This window comes from Streptomyces sp. NPDC013455 (genome assembly GCF_040632975.1).
Taxonomy (GTDB): Bacteria; Actinomycetota; Actinomycetes; order Streptomycetales; family Streptomycetaceae; genus Streptomyces.
Map to the genome: position 1 here is coordinate 154,946 of NZ_JBEYCX010000007.1, position 18,944 is coordinate 173,889.

At 71.9% G+C, this 18,944-nt stretch carries 16 protein-coding genes; 3 read left to right on the forward strand and 13 right to left on the reverse strand.

Features of this window, described 5'->3' with window-relative positions; translation table 11 throughout:
• The first annotated feature begins 16 nt into the window (after positions 1 to 16).
• Positions 17 to 1,468, forward strand: a complete 1,452-nt coding sequence (locus tag ABZ576_RS14240; protein WP_360739762.1) for a cytosine permease — start codon at positions 17 to 19, stop codon at positions 1,466 to 1,468.
• A 466-nt stretch (positions 1,469 to 1,934) separates the two neighbouring features.
• On the opposite strand, the gene ABZ576_RS14245 is transcribed toward ABZ576_RS14240, so the two are convergent.
• The 4 genes from ABZ576_RS14245 to ABZ576_RS14260 form a co-directional block, all read right to left on the reverse strand.
• A complete protein-coding gene (locus ABZ576_RS14245) occupies positions 1,935 to 3,353 on the reverse strand; it encodes a sugar porter family MFS transporter (RefSeq protein ID WP_360739764.1) in 1,419 nt (472 codons plus the stop codon).
• A gap of 180 nt (positions 3,354 to 3,533) precedes the next feature.
• Positions 3,534 to 7,493, reverse strand: coding sequence for an AAA family ATPase (locus ABZ576_RS14250; RefSeq protein WP_360739765.1), 3,960 nt, complete (start codon positions 7,491 to 7,493; stop codon positions 3,534 to 3,536).
• 246 nt (positions 7,494 to 7,739) lie between these two features.
• Entirely contained in the window at positions 7,740 to 7,943 is a 204-nt protein-coding gene (locus ABZ576_RS14255; protein WP_014675251.1) for a hypothetical protein, read from the reverse strand.
• Positions 7,944 to 8,322: 379 nt separating this feature from the next.
• On the reverse strand, positions 8,323 to 8,604 hold the full coding sequence (locus ABZ576_RS14260) for an acylphosphatase (RefSeq protein WP_360739767.1): 282 nt from the start codon (positions 8,602 to 8,604) through the stop codon (positions 8,323 to 8,325).
• A 208-nt stretch (positions 8,605 to 8,812) separates the two neighbouring features.
• On the opposite strand from ABZ576_RS14260, the gene ABZ576_RS14265 reads away from it, so the two are divergent.
• Entirely contained in the window at positions 8,813 to 10,198 is a 1,386-nt protein-coding gene (locus tag ABZ576_RS14265; RefSeq protein ID WP_360739768.1) for a CAP domain-containing protein, read from the forward strand.
• Positions 10,199 to 10,309: 111 nt separating this feature from the next.
• Here the strand turns inward: ABZ576_RS14265 and ABZ576_RS14270 are convergent, their stop codons facing one another.
• Positions 10,310 to 10,894 carry a flavodoxin family protein gene (locus ABZ576_RS14270; RefSeq protein ID WP_360739770.1) on the reverse strand — a complete coding sequence of 195 codons (585 nt, stop codon included), beginning with the start codon at positions 10,892 to 10,894 and terminating at the stop codon, positions 10,310 to 10,312.
• Between the two features lie 104 nt (positions 10,895 to 10,998).
• On the opposite strand from ABZ576_RS14270, the gene ABZ576_RS14275 reads away from it, so the two are divergent.
• Positions 10,999 to 11,394 (forward strand): helix-turn-helix domain-containing protein, encoded by a 396-nt coding sequence (locus tag ABZ576_RS14275; protein WP_360739772.1) that lies wholly within the window; start codon positions 10,999 to 11,001, stop codon positions 11,392 to 11,394.
• Here ABZ576_RS14275 and mutM read toward each other — a convergent pair.
• The 8 genes from mutM to recG all read right to left on the reverse strand — a co-directional run bounded on the left by mutM (position 11,367) and on the right by recG (position 18,810).
• A complete protein-coding gene (mutM, locus tag ABZ576_RS14280) occupies positions 11,367 to 12,227 on the reverse strand; it encodes a bifunctional DNA-formamidopyrimidine glycosylase/DNA-(apurinic or apyrimidinic site) lyase (protein ID WP_360739774.1) in 861 nt (286 codons plus the stop codon). The two genes, ABZ576_RS14275 and mutM, sit on opposite strands and share 28 nt — an antisense overlap.
• Positions 12,228 to 12,319: 92 nt before the next feature.
• The gene (gene rnc, locus ABZ576_RS14285) at positions 12,320 to 13,162 is read right to left on the reverse strand and encodes a ribonuclease III (protein ID WP_360739775.1); all 843 of its coding nucleotides are present in this window, start codon (positions 13,160 to 13,162) and stop codon (positions 12,320 to 12,322) included.
• Between the two features lie 20 nt (positions 13,163 to 13,182).
• The gene (rpmF, locus tag ABZ576_RS14290) at positions 13,183 to 13,356 is read right to left on the reverse strand and encodes a 50S ribosomal protein L32 (RefSeq protein WP_003951102.1); all 174 of its coding nucleotides are present in this window, start codon (positions 13,354 to 13,356) and stop codon (positions 13,183 to 13,185) included.
• A 2-nt stretch (positions 13,357 to 13,358) separates the two neighbouring features.
• Complete coding sequence (locus tag ABZ576_RS14295) at positions 13,359 to 14,012, reverse strand: YceD family protein (protein ID WP_360739776.1); 654 nt, start codon at positions 14,010 to 14,012, stop codon at positions 13,359 to 13,361.
• Positions 14,013 to 14,142: 130 nt separating this feature from the next.
• Entirely contained in the window at positions 14,143 to 15,270 is a 1,128-nt protein-coding gene (locus ABZ576_RS14300) for an ATP synthase F0 subunit B (protein WP_360739777.1), read from the reverse strand.
• A 57-nt stretch (positions 15,271 to 15,327) separates the two neighbouring features.
• A complete protein-coding gene (gene coaD / locus ABZ576_RS14305; protein ID WP_360740062.1) occupies positions 15,328 to 15,807 on the reverse strand; it encodes a pantetheine-phosphate adenylyltransferase in 480 nt (159 codons plus the stop codon).
• Between the two features lie 26 nt (positions 15,808 to 15,833).
• Positions 15,834 to 16,421: a 16S rRNA (guanine(966)-N(2))-methyltransferase RsmD gene (gene rsmD, locus ABZ576_RS14310; protein WP_360739779.1), complete on the reverse strand. Its 588-nt coding sequence runs from the start codon at positions 16,419 to 16,421 to the stop codon at positions 15,834 to 15,836.
• A 109-nt stretch (positions 16,422 to 16,530) separates the two neighbouring features.
• A complete protein-coding gene (gene recG, locus ABZ576_RS14315; RefSeq protein ID WP_360739781.1) occupies positions 16,531 to 18,810 on the reverse strand; it encodes an ATP-dependent DNA helicase RecG in 2,280 nt (759 codons plus the stop codon).
• Between the last annotated feature and the right edge of the window lie 134 nt (positions 18,811 to 18,944).

Sequence of the window (18,944 nt, forward strand, 5' to 3'; positions counted from 1 at the left end):
GTCTGGCCCCTTTTTCATGAGCAAAACCGTCGAGACCGAAGGCGCTCTCGAGACCCGCGGCATCGAGCAGGTCCCGGACCACGAGCGCACCGCCAGGACCCGGGAGCTGTTCCCCACCTGGGTCGGTGCGAACATCAGCGTCCTGCTGCTGACCATGGGCGCGAGCCTGGTCGTGGCCTACCACCTGAACATCTGGCAGGCGCTGGTCGTCGCGGTGGCCGCGCCGATCGTGTCGTACGGCCTGGTCGGGCTGATCGGCATCGCCGGCAAGCGGGGCGGCGCGCCCGGCATGGCCCTCTCCCGCGCGGTCTTCGGCCAGCGCGGCAACCTGCTGCCCGGCTCGCTGATCTGGGTCGCGCGCTGGGGCTGGGAGACGATCAACGCGGTGACCGGCGCCTACGCGATGCTGACCATCCTGGACATCCTGTTCGGCCTGAAGGCGAACAGCGTGCTGGACATGGTGATGCTGCTGGTGTTCGTGGTCGCGACCTTCGCGATCTCCGGGCTCGGCATCAGCGCCGTGCAGAAGTGCAACACGTACGCGACCTACCTCTTCGGCGTCTTCTCGGTGCTGGTCCTGGTCTACCTGGTGGCGAACACCGACTGGTCGAAGGTGCTGGACCACGGCGCCGGCTCCACGGCCTCGGTGATCACCGGCATCGGCATGATCGCGGCCGGCGGTGTCAGCTGGATCCCGTCCGCGCCGGACTTCACCCGCTACCTGCCGCGCACGGCGTCCTCCCGGGCGATCGTGGGCACGGCGGTCGGCGGCGCCGGTGTGGTCGTGCTGCCCATGGTCCTGATGGGCGCGGTGATGGCGGTCTCCACGCCGGACCTGGCCTCGGCGAGCGACCCGGTGTCCTTCCTGGGCGAGATCCTGCCGACGTGGATCGCGGTGCCGTACCTGTTCATCGCGCTGATCGGCATGCTTCTGATCAACTCGATGTCGATGTACTCGGCGGGCTTCACCGCGCAGACCCTGGGCATCACGGTGCCCCGGCACTGGGCGGTCTCGGTCAACGCCGTCATCTCGCTCGTCTTCGGCGGGGTGCTGATGCTGGTGGCCACGAGCTTCATGGGCTCGTTCATCGCCTTCCTGTCGCTGCTCGCGGTCGCCTTCTCGGCGTGGGTCGGCGTGTTCGGCGCGGACATGCTGCGCCGTACCGAGTACGACGGCCGGGCCATGGCCGACACCTCGCGCACCAGCGCCTACTGGTACAAGGGGGGCTTCGCCCCCGCCGCCGTGGCCGCCTGGGCGGTCGGCCTGGTCTCGGGCCTGATGTTCACCACTTCGGACTGGTTCACCGGCCCGCTCGCGAAGAACAACGTGATCGGCGAGTACGGCCTCGGCTGGGTGGCGACGGTCGTGATCTCGGGACTGCTGTACCTGGTCCTGCCGAAGCCGGCCGCGGTGACGCCGGACCGGTCCGGCGAGCCCGTCGAGGAGCCCGCGCCCGCCGGCGCCTGACACCGGCCGCCGCCTTCCCGGCCCTCCGGCGCCACGCCGGCCACCGTCCCCCTCCACCAAGCCGTACCGGAGGGGGACGCCGCATGTCCGTCGCCGTCGTACGGCTCCCGCCTCGTCCGCCGTCGTACGGCTCCCGCCTCGTCCGCCGTCGTACGGCTCCCGCCTCGTCGCACCCGGCGCCGTGAACCGGCTGCGGCGTCCGGGTACGGCGCCGCTCGGCGACCGGTTGCCGGCCGGGGACGCGGCACCGCTCGGCACCGGTTGCCGGCCGGGGACGCGGCAGCGCTCGGCACCGGTTGCCGGCCGGGGACGCGGCAGCGCTCGGCGACCGGCCCGCGCTTCCGGGGTCCGGGTACGGCACCGCCGCCCCCGGTCCGGCGGTGGCCGGTCCGGGGGCGGCGGACGGTACGAGGAGAGGGGCAGCGGGGACTTGGCCCTTCTCCCCGAGTCGCGGGGGCTGCGCGGGTCAGCCCATCTCCTCCAGGGACTTGCCCTTCGTCTCCTTGACGAACTTCAGGACGAACGGGATGGAGAGCGCGGCGAAGACGGTGTAGATCACGTAGGTCCCCGACAGGTTCCAGTCGGCCAGCGACGGGAAGCTCGCGGTGATGGCCCAGTTGGCGATCCACTGCGCGGCGGCGGCCACGCCCAGCGCGGCGGCACGGATCCTGTTCGGGAACATCTCGCCGAGGAAGACCCAGACCACCACGCCCCAGGACAGGGCGAAGAAGAGGACGAAGAGGTGGGCGGCGATCAGGGCGACCCAGCCCTGGGTGCTCGGCAGCTTGCCGCCGACCAGGTCGTAGGAGAACGCCCAGGCCTCCAGGGCGAGACCGACGACCATGCCGACCGAGCCGATGAGGGCGAGCGGCCTGCGGCCGACGCGGTCCACGAAGATCATCGCGATCACGGTGCCGACGATGTTGATGATCGAGGTGGTGAAGGAGTAGAAGAACGAGTCCGTCGGGTCGACACCGACCGACTGCCACAGCGTCGAGGAGTAGTAGAACGCGACGTTGATGCCGACGAACTGCTGGAAGACCGACAGGCCGATACCGATCCAGACGATCGGCTTGAAGAAGAAGGAGCCGCCGAGCAGGTCCTTGAAGGTGGACTTGTGCTCACTCTTCATCGCCAGCTCGATCTCGGCGACGCGGGCGTCCAGGTCGACGTCCTTGCCCTCGACCTCGGCGAGGATCTCCCGGGCGCGGTCCCGCTTGCCCACGGAGAGCAGGAAGCGCGGGGACTCGGGGATGGCGAAGGAGAGCAGGCCGTAGAGGACGGCCGGGACGACCATCACGCCGAGCATGACCTGCCAGGCCTCCAGGCCCATCAGGTCGCCGCGCTGGTCGCCGCCGGCGGCGTTGAGCAGACCCCAGTTGACCAGCTGGGAGACGGCGATGCCGACGACGATCGCGGCCTGCTGGAAGGAGCCGAGCCGGCCGCGGTAGGCGGGCGGGGCGACCTCGGCGATGTAGGCCGGGCCGATCACGGAGGCCATGCCGATGGCGAAGCCGCCGACGACACGCCACAGGGCGAAGTCCCACAGGGAGAACGGCAGCGCGGAGCCGACGGCGCTGACCACGAAGAGGAGCGCGGCGATCTGCATGACGCGGATGCGGCCGATCCGGTCGGCGATGCGGCCGGCGGTGGCGGCGCCGATGGCGCAGCCGATCAGGGCGATCGCGATGACCTGCGCGAGGGCCGCGGAGCCGATGTCGTAGCGGTCGCGGATGGCCTCGACGGCGCCGTTGATGACGGAGCTGTCGTAGCCGAAGAGGAAGCCGCCCATGGCGGCGGCCGCCGCGATGAATATGACGTGCCCGAGATGATCGGGGTGGGCCGTCCTGGCTCCTGACTGTGGTGCCTGCGCTGTGCTGGTCACGTGTATCTCCTCGGGCCGCGGCAACGCTGCCGCGTGGGGGTGAGCCCTCTCAGGTGGCGACACCTGAAGGTAAAAGCAACGCTGGAGAGACTATGCCTTCAAGTTTCGAAGTCAATAGTTCAACGACTGTGAGTTTTTAGATATGCCCTGAGGGGTTGTGTTCAATTCTTGAACAGAGAGTTACCGCAGCCGCTGTGAGATGACCTTTGACACACCGTCGCCCTGCATGGAGACGCCGTAGAGCGCGTCGGCGACCTCCATCGTGCGCTTCTGGTGCGTGATCACGATCAGCTGCGAGGTCTCCTGGAGCTCCTGCATGATCCGGATCAGCCGCTGGAGGTTGGTGTCGTCCAGCGCGGCCTCGACCTCGTCCATGACGTAGAAGGGGCTCGGCCGGGCCTTGAAGATCGACACCAGGAGCGCCACCGCGGTCAGCGAGCGCTCACCGCCGGAGAGCAGCGACAGCCGCTTGACCTTCTTGCCCGGGGGACGCGCCTCGACGTCCACGCCCGTGGCGAGCATGTTGCCGGGGTCGGTCAGCACCAGGCGGCCCTCGCCGCCGGGGAAGAGCCGGCCGAAGACGCCCTCGAACTCCCGGGCGGTGTCCCGGTACGCCTCGGTGAAGACCTGCTCGACGCGCTCGTCGACCTCCTTCACCACCTGGAGCAGGTCGGCGCGGGTCTTCTTCAGGTCCTCCAGCTGCTCGCTGAGGAACTTGTGCCGCTCCTCCAGCGCGGCGAACTCCTCCAGCGCCAGCGGGTTGACCTTGCCCAGCTGCTGGTAGGCCCGCTCGGCGGCCTTCAGCCGCTTCTCCTGCTCGGCGCGCACGAAGGGGCGGGGCTGGTTGCGCGGGTGCTCCGGGTCGTCCGGCAGCCGTTCGCCCTCGGCGGGGGGCGAGGGCGGCACGGGCAGGTGCGGACCATACTCCGCCACCAGCCCCTCCGGTTCGACACCCAGCTCCTCCAGCGCCTTGGTCTCCAGCTGCTCGATGCGCAGCCGCTTCTCGGCGCCGAGTACCTCGCCGCGGTGGACCGAATCCGTCAACTTGTCGAGTTCGGCCTTCAGCTCCCGGCCCGCCGTCCGGGCGGCGGCCAGTTCCCGCTCGCCCCGGGCCTTCGCGGCCTCGGCGGCGGTGCGCTCCCGCTCGGCCCGGGTGAGGGACACCTCGACGTGCGCGAGCAGCTGCCGGGCGCCCAGGGCCACGGCCTCGGCCACGGCCGCCTCGTGGCGCAGCCGGGCCCGGCGCTGCTCGGCACGCGCGCGTGCCTCACGTTCGGCGCGGGCCGCCCGGTCGAGGGAGTCGGCGCGCCCCGCGAGTCCCTTGACCCGCTCCTCGTGCGTACGGACCTGGAGGCGGGCCTCCATCTCGGTCTGCCGGGCGTTGGCCCCGTCGGCGGCGAGCCGGTCCCGGACGGAGGTGTCCGGTTCCTCCTCCACCGGCATCTCCTCGGCGACCGCGAGCCGCTCGGCGAGTTCCTCGGCCTCCTGTACGGCCTTCTCCAGCGCCTCCTGCGCGCGGGCCGCCGCCGCGGCCGACCGCTCGGCCTCCCCGGCGGCGCCGCGCGCCTGTCCGGCCAGCCGCCCGAGCTGCTGGGCCACGGCCGACTTCTCCCGGTCGGCGGCCCGCCGCCGCTCTGCGAGTTCCTCCACGAGAGCGGCGGCCTCGGTACGCCGTCGGGCCGCCGACTGCTGCTCCCGGGCCAGCTCCTCACAGCGCACCGCCAGCTCGGCCAGCTCGGCCGCGGCCTCGTCGACGGAGGCCCGCACCTCCAGCAGGCTGGGCGCGCCGGCGGAGCCGCCGTGCGCGAAGTGGGCGCTCAGGAGGTCGCCTTCGGCGGTCACGGCGGTGAGGTCCGGGCGCGCGTAGACCAGCGCCTCGGCGTCGTCCAGGGTGTCGACCACGACGATGCCGTGCAGGAGGCGGCGGACGGCGGGCATCAGCTCGACGGGGCCGCGGACGAGGTCGGCGGCGGGGAGGGGGCCGCCGGGGAGGGGGGTGCCTGGTCGGTGGGCGGGTGCGGGTGCGTCGTGGCTGGGCGCGCCGTTCCCCGCGCCCCCTACGGGCGCTTCCCCGAGAGCGCCGACTGTCCGTCCGTCGTGGCTGTGCGCGCCGTTCCCCGCGCCCCCTACGGGCGCTTCCCCGAGAGCGCCGACTGTCCGTCCGTCGTGGCTGTGCGCGCCGTTCCCCGCGCCCCTTGCGGGCGCTTCCCCGAGAGCGCCGACTGTCCGTCCGTCGTGGCTGTGCGCGCCGTTCCCCGCGCCCCTTGCGGGCGCTTCCCCGAGAGCGCCGGCTGTCCGTCCGTCGTGGCCAGGCGCGCCGGTTCCCGTGTCGCGTGCGGGTGCTGACGCGGAACCGTCGTCTGGCCGTTCGGCGTGGCCGGGGGCGTCGGTGCGCGTGATTCCGGCGGGCGTCGGGTCCGGGGCGTCTGACAGGAGGAGGGCTGCTCGGCCGCCGTCCTGCTTGCGGAGCAAGGTGATCGCCTCGGCCGCCGCCGCGGGGGTCGTCACGGCGATCGCGTCGGCGGCCGCGCCGAAGGCCGCGGCGAGCGCGATCTCGTGGCCGGGGGTGACCTTCAGCAGCTCCGCCGCCGGGCCCAGCACTCCGGTCAGGCGATCGCGGGCGCCGAGGAGTATGCCGGTGCCGTCCTTCCGGCGCAGGCCGAGGGACAGGGCGTCATGGCGGGCCTGGGTCGCCGCCCGGCCCCGCTCGGCCGCGGTGAGTGCCTCCCGGGCCGCGCCCAGGGCCGCGTCCGCCTCCGCCAGCTGCCGCTTCGCCGCTTCGTGCCGCTCGGCCAGCTCGGCGTCGCCGGCGTCGAGGCCGTCGACCTCGGCCTGGAGGGCCTCGTACTCCTCCTCGGCGCGCACCGCGCGTTCCCGCGCCTCGTCGCGGGCCAGGGCCAGCCGGTCGATCTCGGCCTGGGCGGAGGCGGCGCGCGAGCGGGCCGCGTTCACCTGGCCGGACAGCCGGGCCAGCCCCTCGCGGCGGTCGGCGATCGCGCGGGCGACGTCCCTCAGCCGGCGCTCCTCCACGGCCAGCTCGCGCTCCAGCTCGGCGCGGTGGGCCACCGTGTCGTCCAGCGCCCGCTGGGCCGCCTCCAGGGCGGCCTCCAGCTCGGCCTCCTGCTCGCGGACGCGCGCGGCCTCGCGCTCCAGGTCCTCGGGGTCCCGGCCGCGCCGCTCCTCCCCCGGCGCGGAGGTGGCGCTCTTGACCCGGGCGTCGGCCAGCGAGACGGTGCCGCGCACCCGCTCGGCCAGCTGGGACAGCTCGTACCAGGTCTGCTGGGCGCGCTGGAGGCGCGGCGTGAGCCGGCGTACCTCGTCCTCCAGCGCGGACTCGCGGTGCAGGGCCTCCTTCAGCCGCTGCTCGGCGGTCTCCTTGCGCTCCTTCAGGGCGGCCTCGTCGGCGATCTCGGCCTGGAGTGCCTCGCGCAGGCGTACCAGGTCGTGGGCGAGGAGCCGCAGCCGGGCGTCGCGCAGGTCGGCCTGGAGGACGGCTGCCCGGCGCGCCACCGCCGCCTGCCGGCCCAGGGGTTTGAGCTGGCGGCGCAGTTCGTCGGTGAGGTCCTGCACGCGCGCGAGGTTGGCCTGCATCGCGTCCAGCTTGCGCAGCGCCTTCTCCTTGCGCTTGCGGTGCTTGAGGACGCCCGCGGCCTCCTCGATGAAGGCCCGGCGGCCCATGGGGTCGGCGTGCAGGACGGAGTCGAGCTGACCCTGGCCGACGATGACGTGCATCTCCCGGCCGATGCCGGAGTCGGAGAGCAGCTCCTGGATGTCGAGGAGGCGGCAGGTGTCGCCGTTGATCTGGTATTCGCTGCCGCCGTTGCGGAACATGATCCGCGTGATGGTGACCTCGGCGTACTCGATGGGCAGCGCCCCGTCGGAGTTGTCGATGGTCAGGGACACCTCGGCGCGGCCGAGCGGCGGGCGGCCGGTGGTGCCGGCGAAGATGACGTCCTCCATCTTGCCGCCGCGCAGCGACTTGGCGCCCTGTTCGCCCATGACCCAGCTGAGCGCGTCCACCACATTGGACTTGCCCGAGCCGTTCGGGCCGACGACACACGTGATCCCCGGTTCGAACCGGAGCGTGGTCGCCGAGGCGAACGACTTGAAGCCGCGGAGGGTGAGGGCCTTGAGGTGCACGCCGCCGGACTCTACCCGCCGCCGCTATCTCACTCCACGGACACTCGCAACCCCACGGTTTCGCCAGTGAACGGGAGGGGCACACCAGACGTTGAAGAAGGTGAAAGGATGCGCGGGGAAAGAAAGAAGGGACGCCGAAGCGTCCCTTGCAACTCTGAACGACTGGGTTTCAGTCGCTTGGATCAATTGAGCGGTTGATACGGGCAGCCCGTCCGCTGCGACTGCTGTCGTGGAGCTGTGCAGCGATCAGGTGAGCGCAGGCTCCGCCTGGTGTGCGTCGATGCTCTCCATGATCCTGTCCTGAGAGGCGGCAGCCGTCAGCGCTTCGTTCTCCGCCTGGATCCGTACGAGCTCGGACTCCAGGTCCTGAACGCGCTGCTGCAGCCGTCGCATCTCGGCGAGGAGTCGAGGGTCGGAGCCGCCGACGTAACCGAGAAGCGCCTTTGCCATGATGGATGGTCCTCCACACTGAGTGACCGACCGATGCGGTGTGGGTCGTGAGGGATTCGCACCCGCGGTGCTTGGCACATCCGGGTGGTGCTCTGCTGTTGCTCCATGCCAAACAGCTAAGGTGCGCGGGGCTTTCAGCGTCTCACCAAAAAGTTTGACGGTCAACACGATCACGCCCTGTATTGGCGGGCGAACCGGGGCGCGCGGCCGGGAAACGGCGGCGCTGCGACTCCTCCGGGCCCTCAGGGCGTGACGACCAGCAGTACCTGCGGAGCCTGCCATGCCACGCCCGACTTGGCAACCACCAGGGCGTTTCCGCTTTCCGCACATGCCCGCGGCAGATGGAAGGGCGGCGGCCCCGTTCCGCAGGCGCCGGGGATCAGCGGATCGCGAAGCCGTCGTAGCCCCCGCGGGGTGTGTCCCAGATCTCGGTCACGCCGTCCACGCGTCCGGGCGTGTCGCCGCCCTGGAGCCAGTCCAGCAGGCCCTCGCAGCCCTCCCGGGCGCCCTCCGCGACCACCTGGACGCGGCCGTCGGCCAAATTGAGAGCAAAACCACTCAACCCGCCGATCTCCAGGGCCTTGGCACGCGTGAACCAGCGGAAACCCACACCTTGCACGTGTCCACGTACCCAGGCGATCAGTCGTACGTCCTCACTCATGGGTGCAACCTAACCGGCCGGTGTCTTTCCGGACACGTCGTCCCCCAGTTCCATGGGGTACCGTCCGGACCCAATGAATCGCAGCTGAAACTCACTCGATCGAGTGAGTCGGGTCGGCCAGAGGTCGTCACTCGACGGCGAGTCGCTCACCGTGCGGGCACCGGGTCGACCGCGGGCACGAGGAAGCACTGAGGAAGAGGGCAAGGACATGGGCCGCCACCGACGCATCGGCGCCGGCCGCGCCGCCACGGGCCGCGCCGCCGGGGTTCCGGACACACCGCACTCCGGTGCCGCGGGCCCCGGTCCCCTGCACTCGTCCGCGCGGGACCGTGACGGCCGGCGGATACCCATGGGCACTGCGCCCTACCTGAACCCCGAGGCCTATGCCGAGGCCACTGCCAAGGCCCAGGCGTACCTGTTCGCGACGGACGACGAAACGGAAGCGGCCGCGGGCGGCTCCGGCGGCGGCTTCCGGGGCGGCGGCCACGGCTCCGGCTCCGGCGGGAACTCCGGCTCCGGCTCCGGCTCCGGCTCCGGCGGGAACTCCGGCGGGCACGGCTCCGGTGGCGGGTTGACCCCGTCGGACGGGTCCTACGGTGGCCGGCGGCACCGGAAGAAGATCCTGCGGCCGGTGCGCGCGGGCCTGCTCGGGGTGTCCGTGGCCGTCGCCCTCGGCACGGTCGCGGTGGCCACGGGTGTGCTGCCGGGCCTGGAGACCTACCGGCTCGGCGGGGGGACGCACACGACCGGCGGTGACCGGGTGCAGGTCGCGGGCTCGCCCGGCAACACGGCCGGCGAGCAGGGCGGCACCTCGGGCAGGGCCGACGGGTCCGGTACCGGCACCGGCAGCCCGAGCGGCACCGCGACCGGCGCGAAGACCGGGCACGGCGCGTCCACGAGCCCGTCGGCATCCGCGTCGGCATCGGCATCCGCCTCCCCCACGCCGTCCCCGTCGAAGACCGCCACCCGGGAACCGACGCGCAAGACCACCCCGGCCGAGCCGACGCGCAAGACCACCCCGGCCGGGCCCACGCGCAAGGCCACCCCGGCCGGGCCCACGCGCAAGGCCACCCCGGCCGGGCCCACGCGCAAGGCCACCCCGGCCAAGCCGTCGGCGTCCGCCAAGCCGTCGGCGTCCGCCAAGCCCCGGAGCACCCCGTCGCGTACGGCCACCGGAGCGCCGACGCCGACCTCCGCGCAGGTGACTGTGTCGAGGGAGGCCGCCGCCGGGGCGGAGGTCCTGAAGCTGGTCAACGAGGAACGGGCGAAGGCCGGATGCAGCCCGCTGGCGGCGAACTCCTCGCTCACCGCCCTGGCCGAGGCGTTCAGCGACGACATGGCCGCGCGAGGCTTCTTCGACCACACCGACCCGGACGGCAGGTCTCCGTGGGACCGGGCCGCGAAGGCCGGCGTCACCAGCCTCGGCGGCGAGAACATAGCCCGGGGCCAGGCCGGCGCGGCGGCCGTCATGGCGGCCTGGATGAGCAGCCCCGGCCACCGCGCCAACATCCTGAACTGCGACTTCAAGACCCTCGGCGTCGGTGTCCACTTCGGACCGGGCGGCCCCTGGTGGACGCAGGACTTCGGTTACTGACCGGCCGGCCCCGCGGTCGGTGCGGGTGGGGCCCGTGCCGGGGGGCCGAGCGCTCGGGTGAGACCGCCGGGTGCCGGCGGGCTCACCCGGCGCGCCGCCGTGCCGGCGGACCTACGCGGTGGCGCGGCCCCGGGCGAAGACGCGCGCCGTTTCCGTCACCCGGCGGCCCAGGTGCTCGGCCGTGGCCACGTCCGCCTTGTGGACGCCTTCGGGACCCTGGTCGTTGTTGCTCTGGGCGGCCGCGCCGGCGAAGAAGCCGAGGCGGTTGAGGTCGTTCTCGGAGGCGGTGCTGCTGTTCCAGCCGGGGAGCAGGCCGAGGTTGACCCAGTGCATGCCGTGCTGGGCGGCGAGGGTCTGGAAGAACTGGAGGGTGTGCAGCTTGTCGCCGCTCTTGGAGGCGGAGTTGGTGAAGCCGGCGGCCAGCTTGTCCTTCCAGTCCTGGCCGGACCAGCGCCTGGAGGTCGCCTCGGCGAAGACGTGGAAGGCGCCGGAGGCCGTGCCCATGTAGGTGGGCGAGCCGAAGACTATGGCGTCGGAGCGGTCCAGCGTCTCCCACTGCTCCTCGGTGATCTCGTCCACCTTGACCAGGTGCACCTCGGCACCGGCCGCGACCGCACCGGAGCGGACGGCCTCGGCGAGGACGGCGGTGTGGCCGTAGCCGGAGTGGTAGGCGATGGAAACGACAGGGGTGGTCACGACGACTCCTCGGATGGGCAGCGCGAAGCAGTGACCACAGGAAAGCACTAACTTCTGGTTAGTGCAACCTGCGGGTTAGCGCTGCGTTCGCGTACGCTTGTGGTATGAGCGCCACCACCGAGGACCACGAAGACCTCGCCTACAACGTCTTCGCCAAGGCCTGCCCGTCACGCGGCACGCTGGAGCACGTCACGGGCCGCTGGGGCGGACTGACCCTCGGCGCGCTGTACGAGGGCTCGCTGCGCTTCAATGAACTGCGCCGCCGCGTCGACGGCGTGAGCGAGAAGATGCTGTCCCAGACGCTGCACGCGCTGGAGCGCGACGGCCTGGTGCACCGCGAGGCCCAGCCGACGAACCCGCCCCGGGTGGACTACGAACTGACTCCCCTGGGCCGTCGGGTCGCCGAACGGCTCCTGGCGCTGATCGACTGCGTGGAGGGCGCGATGGACGACGTCCTCGCGGCCCGCGCGCGTTACGACGAGACGCGCGGCGCCCTCTGACACTTCGGGCAGAAGTAGCTGGACCGGTTCATCCAGGGGCGGCGGCGCATCGGGGTCCCGCAGCGCCTGCACGGCAGGCCCTCCCGGCCGTAGGCGTCCAGCGAACGGTCGAAGTAGCCGGACTCGCCGTTGACGTTGACGTACAGGCTGTCGAAGCTGGTGCCTCCGACGGCGAGGGCCGCGTTCATGACGTCCCGGACGTGGCCGAGGAGCGCGGTGGTGACCGGGCGGGTGAGGGTCGCCGTCGGGCGCTCGTAGTGCAGGCGGGCGCGCCACAGGGCCTCGTCCGCGTAGATGTTGCCGACGCCGCTGATCAGCGACTGGTCCAGCAGTGCCCGTTTGACGGTGGTCCGCTTGCGGCGCAGCGCCCGGTGGAACGCCTCGTCGTCGAAGAGCGGGTCCAGCGGGTCGCGGGCGATGTGCGCGATGACGTCGGGCAGGCCGTCGGGGGTGTTGTCGTGCAGCGACAGCCCGCCGAAGGTGCGCTGGTCGACGAAGCGGAGTTCGGTGCCGAGGGCGTCGGCGAACCGGACGCGGATGCGCAGGTGCTTCTCGTCCGGCGCGTCGTGCGGCTGGACCAGCAGCTGGCCGCTCATGCCCAGGTGGGCGAGGACGGACTGGTTGGTCTCCTCCAGCGGCAGCCACAGGTACTTGCCGCGCCGGCGGGGCGTGCCGATGTGGTGGCCCTTGAGCCGGTGCGTGAAGTCGTCGGCACCGGCGAGGTGCCGGCGCACGGCGCGTGGGTGCAGCACCTCGGTCTCGGCGACGGTCCGGTGGGCGACCCAGCGCTCCAGGCCGCGCCGGACGACCTCGACCTCGGGCAACTCGGGCATGGCGACCCCCGTCAGAACCGTACGGACCGGTGGATGAACCGAGCGCCCGCCCCCGCCCGGAGGGCGGGGGCGGGCGCTCGTGTGCTGGGCGGTCAGGCGGTGGCGGACGGCGTACCGCCGCCCTTGACGGCCTCGTCGGCCGTCTCCCGCACAGGCTCCGCGGCGGCCTCGTCGGCCGCCTTGGCGCGCTCGTCCGCTGCGGCCCGGATGGACCGCCAGGCGGACTCGGCGGCCTGCTGCTCCGCCTCCTTCTTGCTGCGGCCGGTGCCGGTGCCGTACGAGACGCCTCCGACGCGGGCGGCAGCAGTGAAGGTCTTCTCGTGGTCGGGGCCGGTCTCCGTGACCAGGTACTCGGGCACGCCGAGCCCCTCGATCGCGGTCAGCTCCTGGAGCGAGGTCTTCCAGTCCAGGCCGGCGCCGAGATTGGAGGACTTCTCGATCAGCGGGTCGAACAGGCGGTGCACCAGTTCGGAGGCCGCGTCGAGGCCCTGGTCGAGATAGACCGCGCCGATCACCGCTTCCAGGGTGTCGGCGAGAATGGACGCCTTGTCCCGGCCGCCCGTGCCCTCTTCACCCCGGCCGAGCCGGATGAAGGCGCCGAGGTCGAGGCCACGGCCGACCTCCGCCAGCGCACGCGAGTTGACCACCGCGGCCCGCAGCTTGGCCAGCTGGCCTTCGGGCAGGTCGGGGTGGGTGCGGTACAGCGTGTCCGTGACGACGAGGCCGAGCACGGAGTCCCCGAGGAACTCCAGCCGCTCGTTCGTCGGCAGACCGCCGTTCTCGTACGCGTAGGAACGGTGGGTCAGCGCACGCACCAGAAGGGCGGACTCGACCTGGTAGCCGAGCCGCCCTTCCAGAAGCGCATGGGACGAGGCCTGGTTGTCCGCCGGGCCACCCCCGCTGACGCGGGGAGAGTTCTTCTTCGCCGTGGACACAGTGCCTCTCACCAGCCCGCTCAGACTTCGAGGACCTGGCGCTTGTTGTAGGTGCCGCAAGACGGGCACGCGATGTGCTGCTGCTTGGGCTCGTGGCAGCGCTCACACGCAACCAGGGTGGGGACCGCAGCCTTCCACTGCGACCGGCGGTGGCGCGTGTTGCTGCGCGACATCTTCCGCTTCGGAACAGCCACGGCTACTTCTCCTGCTTCTCGTCGGCGCGTGCTGACTGAGGCGCGCCGCCGCTCATCTCGTCCTTCTCGCCGTCTTCGAGTGAACCGGCGAGTCCCTGCAAAGCCGCCCAACGGATGTCGACGGCGTCGTGGTGGTGGTCCGGGTCGTCCGCGAGCCGCGCCCCGCACTCGGAGCACAGGCCCGGACAGCCTTCCTGGCACACCGGCTGCATCGGCAGTGCGAGCACCACCGCATCGCGCAGCAGAGGTTCGAGGTCGAACAGTCCGTCCTCGAGGAAGAACCTGTCCTCGTCGTCCTCGGCGTCGGCGCCGGGTTCCGCGATCACACGGCCCCGGTCGTCGGCGTCAGGGTACGAGAACAGTTCCTGGAAGTCCGCTTCGAGCTCCAGCCCGACCGGCTCCAGACACCTTACGCACTCCCCCTCGGCCGTTGCACGGGCGGTGCCTGTGACAAGCACCCCTTCCATGACCGACTCGAGCCGGAGGTCGAGCTCCACCGGGGCGCCCTGCGGCACTCCGATGACCCCCTCGATGCCGAGGTCGGCGGGAGCGTCGATCGTGCGGGTCAGGCGCTGGAGCGCGCCAGGACGCCGACCCAGCTCGTGCGTGTCGAACACGAGGGGGTTGCGGTGGTCGAGGCGGGCGTTGGAGGCCATTCCTGCTTTCGATCTTCGAACTCGGAGGGACGCCGCCCGCAGGTGTTCCGGGCAGCGGTGATCGCGGGGATACGCGCGACCGAAGAGCCAGGATACTGGACCTTTCGCTCAGCGCCCAATCCGCCGGCTGCTACAGGCCCCGGCCCTGCTCGTACGCCCTCAGCTGCTCCGCGCTGATCATGCTTGTGTCGAAGAGGCTGGTCTCGTCCAGGGCGTAGCCCTGCTGGGGCTGCTGCTGGGGCTCCTGCGGCCGCTGGGCCCGGCCGGGGTCGTAGGCGGCCTGCGGGGCGTCGTAGGAGCCCTGGAAGGGGGCGGCTCCCGCCGGGGTGTAGCCGGAGGCGGGGGACGCGTAGGGGTCGGCCTGCCCGTAGCCGTACGGGTCCTGCTGCGGCGGGTAGTCCGGCTGCTGCGGGAAGCCCGCGTAGGGGTCCTGCTGCTGCACGGGGGCGGCTGCCGCCGGTGCGTAGCCGGGGTCGGGGGCGTAGCCGGGCTGCGGCTCGTACGACGGCTCGGGCTCCCGCCGGGCGGCGCGGTCGCCGTCCGCGAGGGCCGCGAGGTCGGCGAGGTAGTCGGCGTCGCTGGAGTGCTGGAAGGTCGTGGTGTCGGCGGCGAGGGCGCCGAGGTCGTCGGTGGCGATCCGGCCGTGCAGCTTCTGCCGGCCGCGGCCGACGGCCTCCAGGGTCTTGGCGAGGACCGCCTCGAAGGCGCCCAGCTTGGCGTCGACGTAGGCGTCGGCGTCCTGGCGCAGGGTCTCCGGGTCCTGGCTGCGCTCGGGGGCGTCCTCGTCCTCGTAGCCGTTCTCGTCCAGGCCGGGGCCGGTGCCGAGCAGCTTCTCGCGGCCGCGGCCGACCGAGCCGAGGGTCTTGGTGAGGACGACCTCGAAGTTGGCGAGCTTGGAGTCGACGTAGTCGTCGGCCTCGGCGCGGATCTCCTCGGCCTCCTTGCGGGCCTCGGCGAGGATCCGGTCGGCCTCGGCCTGGGAGCGGCGGGCGATCTCGGTGTCGGAGATCAGCGATCCGCGCTCGGCGTGGGCGTTCTCGATGATCCGCTCGGCCTCCTGCCGGGCCTGCTCGACCATCTGCTCACGGCCGCCGATCAGCTCCTGCGCCTGGGCGAGGGAGCCGGGCAGCGCCTGGCGCACCTCTTCGAGCATCGCGAGCAGCTCGGCGCGGTTGATCACGCACGACGCCGACATGGGCATGGACCGGGCACTGGAGACCGTGGAGACGATCTCGTCGAGCTTCTTCTGCACGTCCACCTGTGCTCGCCACTCTCTACAGCCGGGTTGGAGACGGACGGGACGACTGTAGCCCCATCAGTCCCTGCCGAGGCGCTTGTTCAGCGCCTCCAGGACCTGGGCGGGCACCAGGTGGGAGACGTCGCCGCCCCAGGCGGCGACCTCCTTCACGAGGGAGGAGGACAGGAAGCTGTAGGTGGGGTTGGTGGGCACGAACAGCGTTTCGACGCCGGTGAGGCCGTTGTTCATCTGGGCCATCTGGAGCTCGTAGTCGAAGTCGCTGACGGCGCGCAGGCCCTTGACGATGGCGGGGATGTCGCGCTGCTTGCAGAAGTCGACGAGGAGGCCGTGGAACGCCTCCACGCGGACGTTGGAGAACTCGGAGGTGACCTCGCGGATCAGCTCGATCCGCTCCTCGATCTCGAACAGGCCCTTCTTGGACTTGTTGATCATCACCGCAACGTAGACCTCGTCGTAGAGACGGGAGGCCCGGGCGATGATGTCGAGGTGTCCGTTGGTGATCGGGTCGAACGACCCGGGACAGACGGCGCGGCGCACTTGTGATCCCTCGCTCTCCGGTCCGGTCATCGTGCGTCTTCGCACGTAGAGGCGGCGCGACCGTACCAAAACGTTCCCTCGCCGTAGCGACGGGACCGGATCGCCTCGAAGCCGTCCGGCCAGCGGAATTCGCCGCCTCTGGTGCTGCGCTCCACGGTGACGAGCGCTTGCTCAGCGAGCCAGCGTTCCGAGCGGAGTGTGAGCAGGATCTCGCGAAGATCGTCGTCCGTGACGGCGTACGGCGGGTCGAGGAAGACCAGGTCGTAGGGCTGTGCCGGCGGCGGGGCCTTGATGATCTGTTCCGCTTTGCCCGCTCTGACCTCGGCGCCCGGCAGACCCAGGTTTTTCACGTTCTCCCGGACGGTCCTCGCGGCGCGTGCGTCCGCCTCGACCAGCAGGGTGTGGCTCGCGCCCCGGGACAGCGCCTCCAGGCCCACGGCGCCCGAGCCGGCGTAGAGGTCGAGGACCCGCTCGCCGTCCAGGGGGCCGCCGAGGAGGGACTGCCAGGTGGAGAAGAGACCTTCGCGGGCACGGTCGGAGGTGGGCCGGGTTCCAGTGCCGGGCGGCACGGAGAGGCGGCGGCCGCCTGCCCGACCGGCGATCACGCGGGTCATGTCGGGTCCTTGTCCAGGGATGGTTACGGATTCAGTGTGGCAGCTGGTGCGCCGTGGCCGCTCACGGCCCTTTCCCGGGCGCTCGCGGCCCCCTCCGGGGCGCTGCGGCTCACCCCTTCTCCAGGTACTGCTCCCTCTCCTCGTCCAGGAGGGCGTCCAGGGCGGTGCGCAGGCCCGGGAGGTGCCGCAGCTCCGGGTCCGCCGCCACCACCGCCGCCGCCTCCTCGCGCGCCTCCGCGATGACCTCCTCGTCCTCGATGACCTCCAGGACCCGGAGGCTGGAGCGGGCACCGGACTGGGCCTGGCCGAGGACGTCGCCCTCCCGGCGCTGTTCGAGGTCGATGCGGGAGAGTTCGAAGCCGTCCAGGGTGGAGGCGACCGCGTTCAGCCGCTGGCGGGCCGGGCTCGCCTCGGGCATCTCGGTGACCAGGAGACACAGGCCGGGGGCGGAGCCGCGGCCGACCCGGCCGCGCAGCTGGTGCAGCTGGGAGACGCCGAAGCGGTCGGCGTCCATGATGACCATGGCCGTGGCGTTCGGGACGTTGACACCGACCTCGATGACGGTGGTGGCGACCAGGACGTCCGTCTCGCCGGCCGCGAAGCGGCGCATCACGGCGTCCTTGTCGTCGGGGTGCATACGGCCGTGCAGCACCTCGACCGCGAGGCCCTTCAGGGGGCCGGCGGCCAGCTGGCCGGCGACGTCGAGCACGGCCAGCGGGGGGCGCTTGTCGGCCTCGCCCTCGGCCTCGGACGGCTTCTTCCTGCCGGCCTTCTCCGGGTCGTCCTCCTCGTCGCCGATCCGCGGACAGACGACGTACGCCTGGTGGCCGGCCTCGACCTCCTCGCGGACCCGTTCCCAGGCGCGGGCGAGGAAGTGGGGCTTGTCGGCGGCCGGGACGACGTGGCTGGCGATCGGGGAGCGGCCCGCCGGGAGCTGGTCCAGGACGGAGGTCTCCAGGTCGCCGAAGACCGTCATGGCGACCGTGCGCGGGATGGGCGTGGCCGTCATCACGAGGAGGTGCGGGGGCTGTTTGCCCTTGCCGCGCAGGGCGTCGCGCTGTTCCACGCCGAAGCGGTGCTGTTCGTCCACCACGACCAGGCCGAGGTCGTGGAAGCGGACCTTGTCCTCGATGAGGGCGTGGGTGCCGATGACGATGCCGGCCTCGCCGGTGGCCAGGTCGAGCAGGGCCTGGCGGCGGGCCGCCATACCCATGGAGCCGGTGAGCAGCACCACTTTGGTGGCGTGCTCGGTGCCGCCCGGCATCACGCCCTCCCCCGGCCCGCCACCGCCCTCCTGCCCGGGCGCTTCGCGCCACAGCCCCCAGCCGGCCAGCTCGCCCATCATCTCGGTCACGGAGCGGTGGTGCTGCTGGGCGAGGACCTCGGTGGGCGCGAGCATGGCCGCCTGTCCGCCCGCGTCGACGACGGCGAGCATGGCCCGCAGGGCCACCATGGTCTTCCCCGATCCCACCTCGCCCTGGAGCAGGCGGTGCATGGGGTGGGCGGTGGCGAGGTCGTCGAAGATCTCGCGGGAGACCTTCTGCTGGCCTTCCGTGAGGGTGAACGGCAGGCGTGCGTCGAAGGCCGTGAGGAGGCCGTCCGGCCGGGGCGTGCGGGGGACCGCGGGCAGCAGGGTGTCGGCGTGCCGGCGGCGGGCCAGGGCGACCTGGAGGACGAAGGCCTCGTCCCATTTCAGCCGGGCGCGGGCGTCGGCGATGTCGGCCTTGGTGTGCGGGCGGTGGATCTTGAGCAGTGCCTCGGACAGGGGGACCAGGCCGCGGCCCGCGCGCAGGGAGTCCGGGAGCGGGTCCAGGGCCTCCTGTGCGGTGGGCAGGACCGTCTGCACCGCCTTGCCGATCTTCCAGGACTCCAGCTTGGCGGTGGCCGGGTAGATGGGGATCAGGGCGCCGGCCCAGGTCTCGACGGCTTCGTCGCCTTCGCCCCGGAGCAGCTCGTAGGCCGGATGGGCGAGCTGGAGGCGGCGGTTGAAGACGGAGACCTTGCCGGCGAACATCGCGCGGGTGCCCGGCAGCAGCTCCTTGTGGGGCTTGTGCACGCCGTTGCCGAAGAAGACCAGCTGGAGCCGGCCGCTGCCGTCCGTGATCGTCACTTCGAGGCGCTGGCCCTTGCCACGGGGCGCCTTGGCCGAGGCGAAGCTGTGCAGGCGGGCGTCGGCGACCTGGGCGACCACCGTGACGTGCTCGTCCATGGGGAGGTCGGCGAGGTGGGTGAGCTGGCCGCGCTCCTCGTATCTGCGCGGGTAGTGGTGCAGGAGGTCGCCGACGGTGCGCAGGCCGAGGTGCTCGGCCATCACCTTCGCGGTGGCGGGGCCGAGCACTGACTTCAGGGGCTGCTTCAGTGGTTCTTCCAGTGCGGGCACGAGATCCATTGCACACCACCGCACTGACAATGCGTGGACGCCGCCTGGCGGGTTCGACGGGCCGGTCCCGTTAACATCGGGGAAACTCCTGGTCAGGCGGGCTGTTCCGGCCTAGGATGACGCGCTCCGGCCATCCTTCGCGG

Excerpts from the sequence above, each read along its gene's own strand:
- ABZ576_RS14275 (WP_360739772.1), top strand. The coding sequence starts at position 10,999 with ATGAGCGCCACCACCGAGGACCACGAAGACCTCGCCTACAACGTCTTC.
- ABZ576_RS14255 (WP_014675251.1), bottom strand. The coding sequence starts at position 7,943 with ATGGCAAAGGCGCTTCTCGGTTACGTCGGCGGCTCCGACCCTCGACTC.
- ABZ576_RS14260 (WP_360739767.1), bottom strand. The coding sequence starts at position 8,604 with ATGAGTGAGGACGTACGACTGATCGCCTGGGTACGTGGACACGTGCAA.
- mutM (WP_360739774.1), bottom strand. The coding sequence starts at position 12,227 with ATGCCCGAGTTGCCCGAGGTCGAGGTCGTCCGGCGCGGCCTGGAGCGC.
- recG (WP_360739781.1), bottom strand. The coding sequence starts at position 18,810 with ATGGATCTCGTGCCCGCACTGGAAGAACCACTGAAGCAGCCCCTGAAG.
- ABZ576_RS14265 (WP_360739768.1), top strand. The coding sequence starts at position 8,813 with ATGGGCCGCCACCGACGCATCGGCGCCGGCCGCGCCGCCACGGGCCGC.
- ABZ576_RS14240 (WP_360739762.1), top strand. The coding sequence starts at position 17 with ATGAGCAAAACCGTCGAGACCGAAGGCGCTCTCGAGACCCGCGGCATC.
- rsmD (WP_360739779.1), bottom strand. The coding sequence starts at position 16,421 with ATGACCCGCGTGATCGCCGGTCGGGCAGGCGGCCGCCGCCTCTCCGTG.
- ABZ576_RS14295 (WP_360739776.1), bottom strand. The coding sequence starts at position 14,012 with ATGGCCTCCAACGCCCGCCTCGACCACCGCAACCCCCTCGTGTTCGAC.